The organism is Agrobacterium vitis (assembly GCF_014926405.1).
In the GTDB taxonomy this organism is placed as follows: domain Bacteria; phylum Pseudomonadota; class Alphaproteobacteria; order Rhizobiales; family Rhizobiaceae; genus Allorhizobium; species Allorhizobium vitis_H.
Window position 1 is genome coordinate 523,127 of the sequence record NZ_JACXXJ020000003.1, and the last position, 16,419, is coordinate 539,545.

11 protein-coding genes are annotated in these 16,419 nt (G+C 57.9%); 6 read left to right on the top strand and 5 right to left on the bottom strand.

What is annotated here, in order from left to right:
- Window positions 1-17: 17 nt before the first annotated feature.
- The 4 genes from IEI95_RS03960 to IEI95_RS03975 form a co-directional block, all read right to left on the bottom strand.
- Complete coding sequence (locus IEI95_RS03960; protein ID WP_156532379.1) at window positions 18-437, bottom strand: GNAT family N-acetyltransferase; 420 nt, start codon at window positions 435-437, stop codon at window positions 18-20.
- Window positions 438-638: 201 nt separating this feature from the next.
- Window positions 639-1,262, bottom strand: coding sequence for a sigma-70 family RNA polymerase sigma factor (locus IEI95_RS03965; RefSeq protein WP_071206471.1), 624 nt, complete (start codon window positions 1,260-1,262; stop codon window positions 639-641).
- 375 nt (window positions 1,263-1,637) lie between these two features.
- A complete protein-coding gene (locus tag IEI95_RS03970) occupies window positions 1,638-2,954 on the bottom strand; it encodes a lysine N(6)-hydroxylase/L-ornithine N(5)-oxygenase family protein (RefSeq protein WP_156532263.1) in 1,317 nt (438 codons plus the stop codon).
- Between the two features lie 55 nt (window positions 2,955-3,009).
- Complete coding sequence (locus IEI95_RS03975) at window positions 3,010-6,993, bottom strand: non-ribosomal peptide synthetase (RefSeq protein WP_194415960.1); 3,984 nt, start codon at window positions 6,991-6,993, stop codon at window positions 3,010-3,012.
- A 329-nt stretch (window positions 6,994-7,322) separates the two neighbouring features.
- On the opposite strand from IEI95_RS03975, the gene IEI95_RS03980 reads away from it, so the two are divergent.
- From IEI95_RS03980 to IEI95_RS04005, 6 genes are all read left to right on the top strand, one after another.
- Window positions 7,323-8,495, top strand: a complete 1,173-nt coding sequence (locus IEI95_RS03980; protein ID WP_420360060.1) for a GNAT family N-acetyltransferase — start codon at window positions 7,323-7,325, stop codon at window positions 8,493-8,495.
- On the top strand, window positions 8,495-9,907 hold the full coding sequence (locus IEI95_RS03985) for an MATE family efflux transporter (protein WP_156537225.1): 1,413 nt from the start codon (window positions 8,495-8,497) through the stop codon (window positions 9,905-9,907). Before IEI95_RS03980 ends, IEI95_RS03985 begins: the two co-directional genes overlap by 1 nt.
- Window positions 9,904-11,091 carry a PLP-dependent transferase gene (locus IEI95_RS03990; protein ID WP_156537226.1) on the top strand — a complete coding sequence of 396 codons (1,188 nt, stop codon included), beginning with the start codon at window positions 9,904-9,906 and terminating at the stop codon, window positions 11,089-11,091. The genes IEI95_RS03985 and IEI95_RS03990 overlap by 4 nt, the downstream gene beginning before the upstream one ends.
- 191 nt (window positions 11,092-11,282) lie before the next feature.
- Window positions 11,283-12,533: a diaminopimelate decarboxylase gene (gene lysA, locus IEI95_RS03995; RefSeq protein WP_156532259.1), complete on the top strand. Its 1,251-nt coding sequence runs from the start codon at window positions 11,283-11,285 to the stop codon at window positions 12,531-12,533.
- A gap of 631 nt (window positions 12,534-13,164) precedes the next feature.
- Window positions 13,165-13,989: a helix-turn-helix transcriptional regulator gene (locus IEI95_RS04000; protein ID WP_041698563.1), complete on the top strand. Its 825-nt coding sequence runs from the start codon at window positions 13,165-13,167 to the stop codon at window positions 13,987-13,989.
- Window positions 13,990-14,212: 223 nt separating this feature from the next.
- Window positions 14,213-15,490, top strand: a complete 1,278-nt coding sequence (locus IEI95_RS04005; protein WP_156532258.1) for a glycosyltransferase — start codon at window positions 14,213-14,215, stop codon at window positions 15,488-15,490.
- 20 nt (window positions 15,491-15,510) lie between these two features.
- Here IEI95_RS04005 and IEI95_RS04010 read toward each other — a convergent pair whose 3' ends face one another.
- Window positions 15,511-16,401, bottom strand: coding sequence for an SMP-30/gluconolactonase/LRE family protein (locus tag IEI95_RS04010; protein WP_156532257.1), 891 nt, complete (start codon window positions 16,399-16,401; stop codon window positions 15,511-15,513).
- Between the last annotated feature and the right edge of the window lie 18 nt (window positions 16,402-16,419).

Consider the following 16,419-nt stretch of genomic DNA (forward strand, 5'->3'; position numbering starts at 1 on the left):
CCATCGGCTGGGGACGATTACTCCCCGTCCGCCAAAGGCTTCACAAGCATCAGACACGGATGATCTTCGTGCCAGAGGGTCGGAAACACTTCAGCCCGAATAAATCCATTCCGGTCGTAGAAGGCCCGCGTGGCTTCGTATTGCGGCTCCTGTTTGCCACGTGGTGCCAGGGTCTTCACCGTCACCAGTCGGCAACCGGCTTTGCGGGCAAAATCCTCCGCCACTGACAGCAGGAGCCTGCCTGCCCCCTTGTGGTGATAGGCCCGGCGGGTACCGATCGCCACGATTTCCATGGCATCGGGCAGATGCGGTTTCAGCATGACAAATCCGGCCACAGTGTCACCGTCAAGGCAGCCGAACATCGGCAAGGTCTCTGCTGCCTTCGCGCAGGCATCGATCACAGCGGGCTCCGTAAACCAGTCGGACAGTTCCGACATGATGTCGCGGCAGATTTCGCCCTTGTTGGCGGCCAATTCGATAATAACAAGCACAATAATCACTCATCTTTTCAATTATTTTTGTCGTAAAACGTGGTGCGCCATTGCGGTTTCACGCAGAAAATGCCGGCCCAGAAAAACCACCCGCATTTCAGAAATCCGCAACGGCAAAATCGTAAACCCGGTCGAGGTCTCCCGGCGTCAAGCCGCCGAACGATTGCAGTAGAGCGGATGCACCTCCTCGCTGAGAGGGGGCGTCGGCAACGCATCGCGTTTACCTTTGCGGCTCGAGGCTCGGCATTTCACCCCATCCGGGCAGATGGCAGCCAGGCATTGCGCATGGGCATCACGCAACAACCCGCAGACCAAGGCGCAGGAGACACCTGCCTGCCTGGCGATAATATTTTGCGGCACCCCTTCGAAAAAATGGTCCTCGTAGAATTTACGCGTCCGGGGCGGCATAGCCTCCATGGTGCAGCAGAAGGCCTGATAGGCTTCCACCTCGCGCAAATGCTCTTCGGGGCTGCCGTAATCGGATGTGCTATCGCCCTCCTCCTCAACGGCAAACAGGCCCCGCTCATAACGCAGCCGACGCATATGGTCGGTGGCGAGATTGCGCACCATCCGCATCATATAGGACGCTGGAACCGCAATATCCGGCGGCAATGGCTTTGCGACAAGTTGCAAAAGCACTTCCTGAACGATGTCTTCCGCCAAAGAGGCACAACCGGTAATTCGCCGTGCGGCCCCCAGGAGTTTCGACTTGTTCATCAGGGCAGTTTTTATCTGTTCGTCACATATCGATTGCGAAATATTGGCTATCATGTCGGGCTCGCCTTGAAATCCCAGATTGAAACCGTGGAATTCCCCCCTTTATTTCCGGGGCACACTAGAAAACATGATTTAATTAGTCAAGATAAAATCGAGAGACCCTTGCCATTTCTGTGATCAATATCAACCTACTGATTTTCAATATTTATTGAATATACAATATGCGAAAAGCAAAGGAGTGGCGTACTCAAAACACGCCTTAGCATCGTTGCAATCCACGCCCTGCCCGCCACTATTCCTTGCGGTGCGGCGGCAGCATTGACCCCGCCTATTGCATCGTAATGAACGTTGGAATCTGTACGATGCAATAGGACTTTGTTTTCTCATCGGAGGGTCCGAAAAGCGCCCTCAACTCTTTCGTAGGATGCCTTATTCGGCAGCCTCCCCCAGACGAGAAGACATTTCGGATGCCCTCCCCTGACTTTCCCATTGCACCATAGGTTGCGGTTGCACCAAATCGAAATAGTCATAGCCAAGCATGGCATTGACGATAACAGCACTTCTCCATGCCGCCAGACTGAGTTGCGGCTCGGCAATCCCGTGGCTATGGCGCCCAGCATTCAGCACGAAAATCCGGTTTTCCTCCGGCCCGTCCCACTTGAGCGAAAAATCACGATTGAGCACAGGTTCCCCAAGGCTGTTATGCTCAATCCGGTCTTCAAACGAGCGCAGGAATTCCGGCAATTCAAAGCGATAGCCGGTGGCAGCGACAATCATGTCAACCTCAACGGTCTCGATTGCGTCGTCAAAACCATTGCGCATGGTGAGTTCGATTGTCGCTCCATTGCGCTTGGCGGCGATCACATCGCGATGCGGACGCAGCATCATGCCGTCATCCCGGCCTGCTGTTTCCAGTTTCCGCTCATACAGTCGGCGATAAAGTTTCTTCAGGGTCGATGGCGAAACGCCGTCACTGGCCAGAAGCTGGCGGCGCGTATGGGTGATGCGAAGATCCTCGGCCAGACCATGGAAACGATCCATATAGGCCGGGGTAAACAGTTCATTGGTGAAGGGTGTCGCGTCGAGCGGCTCGAAATTCGCCCTGCGGCTGATCCAGTCGATCGAAGCCACGCTTTTCAAGTCAAGCAACGCATCGACGATTTCAGCGCCGCTCTGGCCGCCGCCAATCACCGCCACCCTGCGCGCCTTGATGCCGCCGAGCCACTCTGTGGCCTCGCTGCTGTGGAAGATCATCGATTTTGGCAGGCCTTCGGCCCAATCTGGCATGGATGGTTTCTTGCCGATACCAACCGCCATGTTGCGGGCCATAACGCGGGCACCGTCCACATTGATGGACAACAGCCGATCCACCGCATCGACCTGGCGCACCGTTTGACCGAAGGACAGCGATGGCAGGCCACGAGCCACCCAGCCCAGATAATCGGCAAATTCCTTGCGCGGCACCGCCTCATACTCGGCATTCAAAAACTGGTAGAAGCGCTTGTGGCGCACCAGATAGGACAGGAAGCTCCAGGGACTGGTTGGGTTCGTGCCTGTGACCAGATCTTTTAGGAACGAGGTCTGCATATCAGCACCCGGCAACATCATACCTGGATGCCAGGAAAACGCCGGGCGGCTGTCAAAAAATTGCGCCGTGACCGCTGGAATCGAATCCAGCTGCGCGGCAAGGCTGAGATTGAACGGACCAATTCCGGCTCCCGCCAGATCGAGCACGTGGGATGTCATGATTGCACTCCAGACTGAGTTTGAAAACAAAAGGGAGGGAAAATAAAGAGCCGGATTACGGCTTGACTTGAATGGCCAGATCCAGCCGCTGGGCAAAGCGCTGATGGAAACGGGACTTGCCGATAATCGACAGATGGTTGGTGCCAGTCACCAATTCGCAAGCCGTCGCATTAGGCGAATAGCGTCGCCAGTCGATGACGCTGAGGCCCCGCGTTACCGAATCTTCAGCGGAGAATGCATGGATGCGGAACTCCGAGGCTTTCAGCTGATAATTGCGGAAAATCATCGCGTTATCGAGCAGAACCCAGAAAATATGCTCTTCCGAGCCGATATCCGGCCCATCGACAGGCAGCGGCACGTTATGCTTGACGATATGATGCAGGAATTGCTCGTAAACCTCCGCATCCATCGCCGCCATCAGCGTCAACCAGGCCTCGCGCATCGGCGCTACCTTTAGCCAGCGTTGCACGGCGTCATGGGTGCGCTCACGCACCCCAGGCTCGAAATGCGGCCAGACGCCAATGGCGAATTCATCGCCCATGTCGCAGACATCGACCATGCCGATCATCCGAAGATCGACGTCATTGCCAAGCTGCTGCGCTGCCTCATAGGCGAGAAGCCCGCCCCAGGACCAGCCAAGAAAGGCGCAAGGCCGTCCCTTAGCCTGGCTGCGCACCGCTTCGGCATAGCGGGCGGTGATATCCTCGACCCTGGTGCTGAGCGCCGGTGTTTCCGTCAGCGAATAGCAGACGAAGCCGGTAGCCGGCTGGTTCGGCCCGAGATAATCCACCAACCGCATATATTCGCGGGTGCTGACCAGAAGACCCGGGAAGCAATAGAGCACAGGACGATCGCCATCGCGGCGCAGATAGATCGCCCCAACCTTGTCCTCCTGCCGGTTTTCGTCCATCGCAAGCGCCAGATCCCGCACGGTCGGATAGTTGAACATGTCGGCAATGGTCAGCGGCCATTTCGGGTGCTGCATCTTCAGCCGCGAGACGATCCGTACCGCCGCCAGCGACTGGCCGCCGACATCGAAGAAGTTTTCGGTGACGCTGAGTTCTGTGATATCAAGGATCTGTTTCCAGACCTCCAGAATGGCGGCTTCCTTGTCGTCGGCGGGGGGGACGATATCACGTTGCAGCTTCGGCAGCGGCAAAGCGCTGCGGTCAAGCTTGCTGTTCGGCCCCATCGGCAACGCATCCAGCACCATGATATGCTGCGGCACCATGTAATCCGGCAGGGCGGTGACGGCGGCGCGGCGAAGATCGTTTACGTTCACATCCTCGTCTTCACGCGCCACCACATAGGCGATCAGCGCGCTGCGTCCGCTATCCTGATGCAGCAGAACCACGGCTTCCGACACATTCGGATCAGCCCGCAGCACCGCCTCGATTTCGCCCGGCTCGATACGATAGCCACGCAACTTGATCTGATGATCGACCCGGCCGGCAAATTCTACCGTGCCGTCTTCGCGCCAGCGGCCCAGATCTCCAGACTTGTACATCCGCCCGCCATGGGTGGAAAACGGATCATCGATGAAACGCTCCGCCGTCAGCTCCGGCTGGCCGAGATAGCCACGGGCAATGCCGCTGCCGCCGATATGGATCTCGCCGATCACCCCGACCGGGACCGGCACCAGATCGCTATCCAGCACATAGATGCGGCGGTCGCCGACACCCCGGCCAATCGGCGCAACCGTTCCCTCAAACCGGGTTCCCGCCGGAATTTTCCACACCATCGGCGTCATGATTGTTTCGGTTGGCCCATAGCCGTTGATCAGCATCTGCGCCTTGAGATTATCGGTCAGCAGATCGAAAACCGCCTGAGACAGCGCTTCGCCGCCGAAGGAATAGAGCCGCAACTGCGGTATCCCGCCCTTTTCCGCCGCATATTCAGCAAGGCCCCTGACATAGCTGGTCGGCAGGCTGGCATTGTTGACGCCGTGCCTGCGCATCAGCGCGAAAGCATCTTCCGGCGTTGCCAGCTTATCCGCCGTCAGCACGACACCGCCACCCGCCATCAACGGCACCATCCAGCGCTCATGGCCACCATCCGAGGTGAAGGGCAGGACCGGATATTCGCAGGAAGTCTCATCCATTTCATAGATGCGCAGCGTCGCCTTGCAATGATGCGCCAATGGACCATGCTCAACGGCAACACCCTTCGGAATGCCGGTGGAGCCGGAGGTATAGATCACATAGGCAAGTTGGGCCGGTGCAATGGCGATGACCGGCGGCTCGGTGCTTTCCGAGGATAGATCGAGCTTGTCGAGATTGAGGATCGGCGTGCCGATATCACGCGGCAGATCGGTGATGTAGCGGCTGCGCGAAATCACCAGCGCCAGACCCGGCGCGCTGAGGATATGACGGTTGCGGGCCTCGGGATGATCCGGCTCGACCGGCGTAAAAGCGCCACCGGCCTTCAGCACCGCCAGAATGGCGATGATCGCGTCGATGGATTTGTTCAGCGCCACCGCGACCCGGTTTTCCGGGCCGATCCCCATGGCGACCAGCCGATGGGCGAGCCGGTTGGCGGCGACCTCCAGCGCGCCATGGGTAATCGACGTATCGCCCTGAGCCACCGCGAAAGCGTCTGGCCTGCGCTGCGCCTGCGCTGAAATCACCTGATGGATCGGCGTGCCATCATCGGTCTCAGGCTGGTCGGGATAGGGCGCTGACAACAGGTCCAGCTCTTCAACCGGCATGAAAGCAATCGCGCTGACCAACTGCTCCGGCTGACGCCGCAGGGCCTCGAACGCCAGGCTCAGATCGCGGGCGAACCGCTCGATCATTGCATCATTATGGCTCTGCGGATCATAGCCAAGGCGTATCGCCAATGTCTCCGACCCCAGACCGGAAACGGTAACCACCAGACCTGCATCGCGCCGCGCAGGCGGCTCCACCAGAACGGCAACCGGCTGACCGGCCACAACCTGGGCCTCCAGTTGCAGGGCGGGCCGCACATCCAGCACCGTTGCAACCAGGCTGGCGGTCTCGAACCCATCGTCGCGCCGCGCCAGGGCATTCGTCAGCGCTTCGAACGGCAAATGGTGGGACAGCGCGGTGGCAACACCCTCGGCCAGCCGCTCGCGCACTGCGTCAAGAGCCAAACGACCGTCGATCTCGCTGGTCACAAGCAACATATCTTCTGTGCGGGTCGCAACCGGGCAATCCGCCTGCCGGGTTACCAGCCCGATCCGCTGGGTACCACAGCCGCTATAGCGACGAAGCACAATCGAAAGCGCCGCCAGGCTGTCCTGCGTCACATCAGCCACGGATGTCGAGGCAGAGCATGCGACCTCGACGCGTTTTTCGCGCCATGCCTGCTGATCAGAACTGGTCACGCCTGCCGCTGGAGCCTGGGTTGGCAGCATTGCGACCGTCTCCTGTGCAGCCAACCGGTGAAACCAGAAATCGGCGTCAGCATCTGAGGTTTGGGGCATTGCTGCGCCCTGGGCCAACCAATGTGAGGCCTCGATCAAACCCACCTCTTCGCCCACCAGATCAACCTGCCGATCTAGTCCAACAAGAAAATCGACCGCCAACCGGTCGAGTGCCACCCGGTCGCCGATCAGAGGATGCAGGGACAACAGCACACCAACCGCCTGCCCCCCAGCCGTAAATAGCGTCAATTGACCGGCGGCATCCTTTTCCAGGTCGAGCGCCCTTCCGGAATAGGCGGCGGACGCCTGCTTTAAGGCTACCTCCAGATCCTCATCCCTTGCCAGATCACACTCGACAACAGGCAAGGGCTTTTGGCCGAGCAACTGATAAACGATCCCACCCGCCCGGACCTCAAAGCGACGATTTAACAGGGGATGACGACGCATCAGCGCGTCAATTCCAGCGTGTGCACGACCAATCCCGACGGACGCGAAGCGAAAGCCGATCGACTGACGTCCATAGACCGCCTCATGGCCCGCCTGCGACAACAGCCAGACCCGTGATTGCTGCGATGATAATGGCCATGCACGCCCCTCATCGAATCCGGGTTTGGCGATTGATGCGGCCGTCGTTGCCCGATCATGAATTGTCATTGCTTCCGGAGCCTCGCGCTTTTGCAGTTTTCATCTGAATTTTTATTTATAATTTTCTAATTCAATAAATTTCTGATCTATTTTTAAAGCAATACCAAAGAAAATCAGATTTTTTATTATGCATTTTCTGAAACAGCTCTCGTCAAATCTATTGGCTTGATGACGAATGACAGGTTGGAAAATTCAGAAGAAAATTTTCGGAAATTAAATTTCGCGATACATGTGAATTCGCGAAGCGCTCATTCGTCCTGCTGGGAGTGGCACTATTTTATCGCGGGCATGATCCATGTCCGTGCAGGTTTGGCCACGACGCAAACGGAGACATAGATATGGACGCCTCTCTCGCAACCGTGCAAGCAAACACCGGCACGCCTTGCTCCGGCCTGCGCCTTCCCGCAGATGGCTTCCGCAGTTATTCTTTCAACGATTTACAATCTTTGATTGTCATCGCGCATGATCATACTTTGCGGATCGAGCAGAGCGGTTCCGTCATTGCCGGAGGCCATATCGTCTGGTCAGATACGCCCCGGCTGATCGTTGAAACACTCTCCATAGAGGCGGTCGTTTCCCAGCAAGTCAGCAGTTTCTCCACACTCGGTGCTATGCTGGAGGCGATCCTGACCTGCCACCCGGAGATCCATACGCTTGCCGTGGACCTGCCGGAAGGAGTGGATGGCACACCCTTTGCCGCTTCCGGCATGCTGCTCCCCACAGAGGGCGGCTGGATCGCAAAAGCCCAGGGCTTTTTTCAGCAATCGGCGCTCTGGCTCGGCCAAGTACCGCCTGCCTATCCAGACATTCCGGTGATGACCAATGGCACCTTGCATCCCATGCGCCCGCCAAAGCCGGTTGGGCCGGTCTATAGCCGCTTCATTCCCTGGCTGGACAAGGCGCTCGGTTTTCACGTCGCCTCACCAGAAGCGGATCTGCCGCATTTCCACCGTTGGATGAACGAACCGCGCGTGGCTGCGATCTGGGAAGACAACGGCACGCTTTCCCAACATCGTGAATTTCTCGAAAACCGGCTTGCCGACCCCCGCACCTTGCCGCTGATCGGCACGTTCGGTGGTACGCCTTTCGGCTATTTTGAGCTTTACTGGGCCAAGGAAGACCGGCTCGGCCCGCATTACGATGCTGACAGCCATGATCGGGGCTGGCATGTGGCAATCGGCGAGGATGCATTTCGCGGCAAACCCTACGTTAGCGCCTGGCTGCCCTCGCTGATGCACTACATGTTCCTCGCCGACCCGCGCACGCGGCGCATCGTCGGCGAACCCATCCACCATCATCACCAGCAGATCCGTAATCTCAACCGTTCCGGCTTCGCCAAGATCAAGCATGTCCAATTTCCGCATAAAAAGGCTTTGCTGGTCATGCTGCTGCGCGAACGTTTCTTTGCCGACCAGCTGCTTTCACCCGACCTGACCGGTCTGGTCGATAAGGATGGCCTTAACGTTCCGGGCTCCCAGATTCCAGGTTCCTTGGCGCGAGGCGGCCTTTAATGACATCTTCAAAGACGAAAATGGCAGCAGATCTGAACGATCCGCGCATCAAGCGACTGGTGATGACGGTTGCCCTGCCCGCCGTGGCAGGGCTGACGGCCAGCGCCGCCCACCATGCTGTCAACGCCATGTTCATCGGCGCGTTGGGGCCGCAGGCGTTGGCAGGCGTCAGCCTCGTGCTGCCGCTGTTCCTGCTGGTTAGCGCCGCAACGGAAGGCTTGGGCATCGGCCTTGCCACGCTTCTGGCCCGCTCACTTGGTCAGGGCGATGTGAAGGCCGCCTCCTCCGTGGCGGTGACGGCCCTGGTTGCCGCCGTGCCGATGGGCATCGTGCTGTCCACACTGATTTATCTCGCCTTGCCAGCGTTCGTGCAGGCGGTGGGCGGCGAAGGCGATCTTCTCGCCTCGGGCCTGATCTATGGACGGCTGATTGCCTTTGGCGTGACGCTCGGCATGTTGCAGGCGATCTGCGATTTCATTGCCATTGCCGAGGGCAATTCCCGGTTCTCGATGACGGTGTTGATTGCCAGCTTTGCCCTCAACATCGCGCTCGATCCGGTGTTCATTTTCCTGCTCGATTTTCGGGAAGCGGGCGCGGCGATTGCCACAATGGTATCGACGGTTGCGGCTCTTATGGCCTATGCTGTTTATTTCTACCGCAGGAAGGGCAATGTCCGAATTGATCTGAGCCTGATCCGCTGGCACCTGCTGAAGCCGATCTCCAGCATCGGCATCCCGGCCTGTGCCACCAGCATCGTCACCGGCCTCGGCTTCATGGTGCTGTTGCGCCAAGCCAGCCAAAGCGGCGGGGAAACCGGCGTTGCCGCCATTGCTATTGCCATCCGGCTGATTGCCTTCGGGCAATTGCCGGTCTTCGGCTTCTGCCTTGGCGCGCAAAGCGTCGTCAGCCATGCCGTGGGGCTGGGTGACGACCAGCGGATCAAGGCCGCCATTCGCTTCATGCTGATGGTCACCATTCCCGTTGCTCTCTGCTATTCCACGCTCTTGCTGGTCGCAGCAGGTCCCATCGCCCGGCTGTTCACGCAAAGCCCTGAGGTTGCCGCGCAAACCGCCGCCTGTCTTCGCCTGCTGTTTCCGGTCTTTCCGCTGGCAGCTTTTCAATCCGTTCTTCTGGTCATGCTGCAATCACGCGGACGGGCTGGCCTGTCGGCCCTCGTCGGGCTGGCACCGAATGGTTACATGCTGATCCCGCTTCTTTTGTTTTTACCCGCCTGGCTCGGCTTTACCGGCGTTGCAATTGCGCCTGCCGCCGCTGCGGTTCTGACTGCCGCTCTTGGCATTGTCGTCGCCCGCCGCGAATGGGCGACCATACTCCCTTCCAGCCTTCCTTCCAGCGACGGCCCACTTCCCGGCCTGTCCGCACTCCATCCAGAGACAAGAGGTTTATCATGAACGAGACACCCAGATTCGACCCCGCCGCGAAAACCATTCCGGTTCCACCCCCTGCCGGCTTTACCGGTCACGACCCCTTCGATGCCGCCGTGCCGCCGATCTATCAGACATCGCTGTTTCTGTTCGATAGCTATGCCGAGTTGGAAGATGTGTTTGCCGGGCGCTCCCACAAGCCGATCTATTCGCGCGGCGACAACCCAACCGTCCAGATTCTCGAGAACCGGATCGCCGAGATGGAAGGCGCGGAAGCCGCACGGGCTTTTTCCAGCGGCATGGGCGCGATTGCCGCGACCATTCTTGCCTTCGTCAATCCGGGCGACCGGATCGTCACCGTCCGCCATGTCTATAGCGATGCGTTCCGGTTTTTCGAAAAAGTGCTGAAGCGCTTCGGCGTTCTCGTCGATTATATCGACGGCACGGATACCGAAAGCCTGATTGCCGCCCTGCCGGGAGCAAAACTCGCCTATCTCGAAAGCCCGACCTCTATGGTGTTCGAGCTTCAGGATCTGGTCGTGGTTGGCGCTGCGGCGCGCCGTCATGGTGTGTTGACCATTGTCGATAATTCCTGGGCAACACCGCTCTTTCAGAAACCGATTGCCGCAGGCATCGATCTTGTCATCCATGCCGCCTCGAAATATCTGGGCGGCCAGAGCGATACGGTCGCCGGTCTCGTCACCGGATCGAAGCAGCATATCGCCCGGATCAACGGCGAAATCTTTCCCTATACCGGTGCCAAGCTTTCGCCCTTCGAGGCCTGGCTGGTGCTGCGCAATCTGGAAACGCTGCCATTCCGCATGCGCCACCATCATGAAGCAGGTCTCGAAATCGCCCATTGGTTGAACGCCAGCCAAGCCGTAGGACGGGTCATGCACCCGGTCTTCAGCGATCATCCGGGCCGCAACACATTGACGGGCTTTGGCGGATTGTTTTCCTTCGAAGTGACCGATGACATCGATGTCGCGGCGTTTGTCGATGCCTTGCAACTGGTGCGGATCGGGGTCAGCTGGGGCGGGCCGGAAAGCCTAGTGGTGCCTGCCAAGGCGGCGCTCAGCATTTCGCCGGAAACCAATGTCTTTGCCCGCTTCGGCGTCAGCGACCGGACCATCCGCCTCAATGTCGGACTGCATGAGGCAAAGGCGATCATTGCCGATCTGGAACAGGCGCTCGCGCAAGCCGTGCGATAAAAGCCGTTTCCACGTGCTCTCTCAATTGATTGAAACTGACAAAAGACCGGCGGGGCGCCTGTAGCGCTTCGCCGGTATTTTTGCCATATGTCACGCGCGCGCCATCGTTAGCCTGCCTTTATCCGCATAGGCGCCCCATGTCGCGCTCAAATGTGCCGCCCGATTTTCGAACCCGGATCGATCCATACACCATGACACGCCTTTCAAACGACACACTTACCACGCTTGCACAGACCTACGGAACGCCGGTCTGGGTCTATGACGCAGACACGATCCGCGCCCGTATCGCACAATTATCATCCTTCGACGTCATTCGCTTTGCCCAAAAGGCTTGCTCCAACACCCATATTCTGCGGCAGATGCGTGAGGCCGGGGTGGTCGTCGATGCGGTGACGCTGGGGGAAATCGAGCGGGCCAGACGGGCGGGTTATGTCACCGGCCAAGCCTCCGGTGTTGCAGAGATCGTCTTTACCGCCGATGTGTTTGATCGCAGCACCTTGGACCGGGTGGTCGCTGATAAAATCGAAGTCAATGCCGGCTCCATCGATATGCTGCACCAACTTGGCGCACGCTCTCCGGGGCATCGCGTCTGGCTGCGCATTAATCCCGGTTTCGGCCACGGGCATAGCAACAAGACCAATACCGGCGGCGAAAACAGCAAGCATGGCATCTGGTTTGAGCAATTGCAGGAGGCTCTGGCAGCCGTGCGGCGCTACTCGCTGACGCTGGTCGGCCTGCACATGCATATCGGCTCCGGCGTCGATTACCGGCATCTGCAACGGGTTTGCGGGGCGATGGTGACGTTTTGCTGCGAGCTTGGCGCCGATATCGAGGCAATTTCGGCGGGTGGCGGCCTCTCCATCCCCTATAAGGATGGTGAGGAAGAAATCGATACCGTCCATTATTTTGCACTTTGGGATAGCGCCCGCAAACAGATCGAGGAATATCTGCGCCACAAGATCCGGCTCGAAATCGAGCCGGGCCGGTTCCTGACGGCGGATTCGGGCGTGCTGCTGGCCGAGGTCCGCGCCACCAAAACCATGGGCAGCAATCATTTCGTCCTTGTCGATGCCGGGTTCAGCGATCTGGCCCGCCCGGCGATGTATGGCAGCTATCACGGCATCTCCGTCTTGCCCGCCCCGAATAATGACGCACCGCGTAGCGACGTGCCGGTGCCGACAGTGGTGGCGGGACCGCTTTGCGAATCCGGCGATGTCTTCACCCAGGGCGAATTCGGTACGATTGAAAAGCGCGACCTGCCGCAAGCGCAACCGGGCGACTACATGGTGTTTCACGACACCGGCGCCTATGGCGCCTCCATGTCGTCAAACTATAATAGCAGGCTGTACGCACCGGAAGTCCTGATCGAGGGGGACAACCACCGGCTGATTCGCAGGCGCCAGACGCTGGATGACCTGCTGGCGCTTGAAACAACGGCATAAGCCAAAGACCCAACGAGAGCCGAGACGGCAAACTCTACCGACGACAACGAAGAATATGCTCAAGGCGGTCAAATGCCTGAGCATATTCGCAGGCCGAATGCGGCAAGGCCGTCGCCAGAATGGGCGGCAGGCATTTATGGCTACCTCTGACAGAGCTTCGCGTTTTATAAACCGCACACAGGATGCTGTAATACGTTATATTTCCTGGATGATTTTGCATCGCAACACGCGAATTTACCCCTAAAAACGCCCAGAGTCACAGCAGGACTCGTGCCACAACAGACCACAAACACGAAATCTGCGCGCGCAAAACTGACCTGATCTGGGGCAGTCGCCAATCGTAAACGCACCATACGGGCGTGGCAGGCGTCAATGTTCAGATTTTGTTTCCATTGAAATTGACCCGTTTCAATTTCAAATTGACATTGACCCCCTGCTTGTAAATGCTACACTGCAACATGACGCATAATACAACACATTTTCAAGCACTACCAATAGTTACATTTATTTTCCAATATTAAAACAGCATTTTCTGAATTTTATATTTGCGGGCATTCCAATCCTCCCTATTTCCGGCCCCGAATGCCCGGCCTCAAAAATTTCACGAAGTGACGATTTGGAGTTTTATTTCATGCATGACATCAAACATAAGACCGTAGATCCTCTCGATCGCTTTATTATGCGCCTCAATGCCGCCGTCTCCGCCGCTGAGATGAAAGCCGTCATGGAATCCAGTATAAAATCACTGGGTTACAAGTATTTTTCCTATCACATTCTTCAAACCCCTGTGCTGAATGCTACGAATGAAACCCGCCATACATTCGGCATCAACAACTATCCAGAGGAATGGGTGGAGCGATACGCATCGGAGCGGTATGTCTATTGCGATCCCATCGTCGGGATTTCTCTCTCTCGCAAGACACCGTTTCGTTGGAGCGATGCCATTGATAGCGACAAGCTGACGGAAGAAGAGCGTTGCGTTATCGAAGATGCTGCAAAACGTGGCATTGTCAACGGGCTGACCGTGCCTCTCATGTCCCGCCATGGCGAACTGGCAATCATGACTGTAATCCCCGACGAAAAATTCCAGGACAGCCTGCCGGAAGCTCATCTTATTCACATTATCTCGCAATTCTTTCATTCCTGTGCGCTGCCAGTTGTCATGGAAGAGCACCTGATCGGCAGCTATCGCCGCCGTCGGTCATTCCTGTCGGCACGGGAAAAGGAAACCGTGATCTGGGTGTCCAAGGGCAAGTCGTCCTGGGAAATTGCTAAAATCCTCGGCATTTCCGAAAAATCGGTCGAATTTTACATGGAGTCGGTCAAGCGCAAGCTGGAGGCCGTCAACCGTACCCAGGCCGTCGTCAAGGCAATCATGCTTGGATTGATCCAGACCGACCGTTTTCAGTCGGGCGACGGACGCAAAGCCACAATGGCCATGCCCAGCCGAGCCTGACGTCATCGTCGCTGACTAAAATCCTCTTAGGCTTGATAGGGGGAGTGGGGCTGAACGACTGACGTGTTGCAGTGCCAAGTCGCTAGCATTGGCACATTGCAATTCGAAAGTTGCATCGCAGAAAATGCATGGGGCATTGAGTGACTTGCCCAATAGCCGCTTTAGAATGTGTCCAATGTCGGGTGCCAATGTCAGGCATCACTATCTGGTGAATGAGTAAACCATGCAGATCGTCATATTCACGATTGGCACCGAAGGCGATGTGCGGCCGCTGGTTGCTCTTGGCGTTGGGTTGAAGCAGGCCGGTCACAAGGTCAGAATTGCCACCGATCCGCAATGCGCCGATCTCGTCACCCATCACGGCTTGGAATTCGCTCCCTTGCGTGGCGATTTCCTCGACTGGATGCGCAATGACCGGACGACACTGTCCAACGGTCTTTCACCGCTTGCTATTGCCAAGGCGGCGCGGCGAAGGTTGAAAACCATGGCCGCCAGTTGGCCTGCCCAAGGCCTTAGAGCAACAGAGGGTGCCGATCTGCTGATTGGCAACGGTATGGTCTTTCATCTTGCCGCAGCGCTCGGCGAATATCTGGGCCTTCCTGTCGCGGAAACGCAATTGGTCCCCACCCTGCCCTCGCGGCAACCGCCGCTTCTGCCGCTGCCGGGTTGGGCGAGGAGCTTGCCGGGGCCAATCAATGTGGCTCTTGGTCATGCTACGCAAATGCTGATTTGGCATATTTTGCGCCCCGCTTATAATGAGGTCGTGCGTCCGGCCCTGCGGTTGGCGCCTTATCCCTGGCGTGGTCCCTATACCTATAAGCCTCGTTCGCATCTGCGCCTGTTTGCCTATAGCCCGACGCTTGTCGAGCCGCCTGCCTCGCTCCCCTCCAATGTCCGGGTCACCGGCCCCTGGCAGTTGCAGGAAAGTTCGACATGGGCCGCACCGGACGATCTGACGCGCTTTCTAAAAGGTGGGCCTCCGCCCGTCTATGTCGGCTTCGGCAGCATGGTTGGGCCGGATGGAGGCCGCTTCACTGATATCGTGTTGCAAGCGGTACGCAAGACTGGCAAACGCATAGTGCTTGCCAGTGGCTGGGGCGGTCTGAATGGTGCTGATAGCGAGGCTGGCGGAAATATCTTCCGGATAGACCGGGCGCCGCATGATTGGCTGTTTCCCAAAATGGCGCTGGCGGTTCACCACGGAGGCGCTGGCACCACCACTGCTGCGGCACGTGCTGGCATTGCCTCAGTGGTTGTGCCATTCTTTGGCGATCAGCCATTCTGGGGCAGCCGCCTTGAAAAACTCGGCGTTGCGCCGCCTGCGCTGGACCGCGCTGCCTTGACCGCAGATGCCCTAGCCTCGGCAATTATCTCTGCCGACTGCGACGACATGCGCCATCATGCGACAGCGCTTGGTCAACGCATGCGGGCAGAAGACGGGATCGCTGTGGCCATTTCTGCAATCGAAAGCCTTGGCGTGAAAAGCAAATGGTCGGTCTGACCTTTGCTAGATAGATCCTGTCAGGCCGCGCCCTTCCGGTTCAGGGAAATGGCATAGAGACTGGTTGTTGCGGTTATGAACAATCGATGCTTGCCACGCCCGCCGAAGCAGAGATTGGAGACCGTTTCCGGCACCAGGATCTTGCCCATCAGATGGCCGTCCGGGGCGATGCAGTGGACGCCATCGGCAGCCGAGGACCAGAGATTGCCGTCAGAGTCGAGCCGCATGCCGTCGGCACAGCCCTTGTCGATTACATGAAACACGTTGCCGCCGGTCAGCTTCCATCCGTCAGCGACATCAAACACGCGGATATGCTGCGGATCGCTGCTATGCATACGACCAGTATCGGCCACGTAAAGCCGTTTTTCATCCGGGCTGAAGGCCAGTCCGTTCGGGCCGTTGAAATCGGTTAACACAGCAGAAATCGCCCCGGATGGATCGACGCGGTAGACATTGCAGGGCAATTCCTGCTCGCTTTTCGTGCCTTCATAATCGGTAGCGATGCCGTAATGCGGGTCACTGAACCAGATCGCACCATCGGAGGCAACGACCACATCATTGGGCGAGTTGAGACGCCGACCCTCAAAGCTGTCAGCAATCACCGTGATCGTGCCGTCATACTCAGTGCGGGTCACACGCCGCGTGCCGTGCTCACAACTGACCAAGCGCCCCTGCCTGTCGCGGGTATGGCCATTGGCAAAATTGGAGGGCGCACGAAACGTGGTAAGACTGCCATCCGGCATCCAGCGCAGAATACGATTGTTGGGGATGTCGGAAAACAGCAGGCAGTCCAGATCGCCGAACCAGACCGGCCCCTCCACCCAATCGAAGCCGGTTGCCAATTGCTTGACCGGGGCATTTCCCATCACAAACCGGCCGAAGGCGGGATCGGAAATTTCAAAGAACGACATGACGTAGCGCCTCCCAAC

What these genes read in the sequence shown, in the direction of transcription:
- IEI95_RS03980 (WP_420360060.1), top strand. Translation starts at nt 7,323, where the DNA reads ATGGACGCCTCTCTCGCAACCGTGCAAGCAAACACCGGCACGCCTTGC.
- IEI95_RS04010 (WP_156532257.1), bottom strand. Translation starts at nt 16,401, where the DNA reads ATGTCGTTCTTTGAAATTTCCGATCCCGCCTTCGGCCGGTTTGTGATG.
- IEI95_RS04000 (WP_041698563.1), top strand. Translation starts at nt 13,165, where the DNA reads ATGCATGACATCAAACATAAGACCGTAGATCCTCTCGATCGCTTTATT.
- IEI95_RS03965 (WP_071206471.1), bottom strand. Translation starts at nt 1,262, where the DNA reads ATGATAGCCAATATTTCGCAATCGATATGTGACGAACAGATAAAAACT.
- IEI95_RS03960 (WP_156532379.1), bottom strand. Translation starts at nt 437, where the DNA reads ATGTCGGAACTGTCCGACTGGTTTACGGAGCCCGCTGTGATCGATGCC.
- IEI95_RS03970 (WP_156532263.1), bottom strand. Translation starts at nt 2,954, where the DNA reads ATGACATCCCACGTGCTCGATCTGGCGGGAGCCGGAATTGGTCCGTTC.
- lysA (WP_156532259.1), top strand. Translation starts at nt 11,283, where the DNA reads ATGACACGCCTTTCAAACGACACACTTACCACGCTTGCACAGACCTAC.
- IEI95_RS04005 (WP_156532258.1), top strand. Translation starts at nt 14,213, where the DNA reads ATGCAGATCGTCATATTCACGATTGGCACCGAAGGCGATGTGCGGCCG.
- IEI95_RS03990 (WP_156537226.1), top strand. Translation starts at nt 9,904, where the DNA reads ATGAACGAGACACCCAGATTCGACCCCGCCGCGAAAACCATTCCGGTT.
- IEI95_RS03975 (WP_194415960.1), bottom strand. Translation starts at nt 6,993, where the DNA reads ATGACAATTCATGATCGGGCAACGACGGCCGCATCAATCGCCAAACCC.
- IEI95_RS03985 (WP_156537225.1), top strand. Translation starts at nt 8,495, where the DNA reads ATGACATCTTCAAAGACGAAAATGGCAGCAGATCTGAACGATCCGCGC.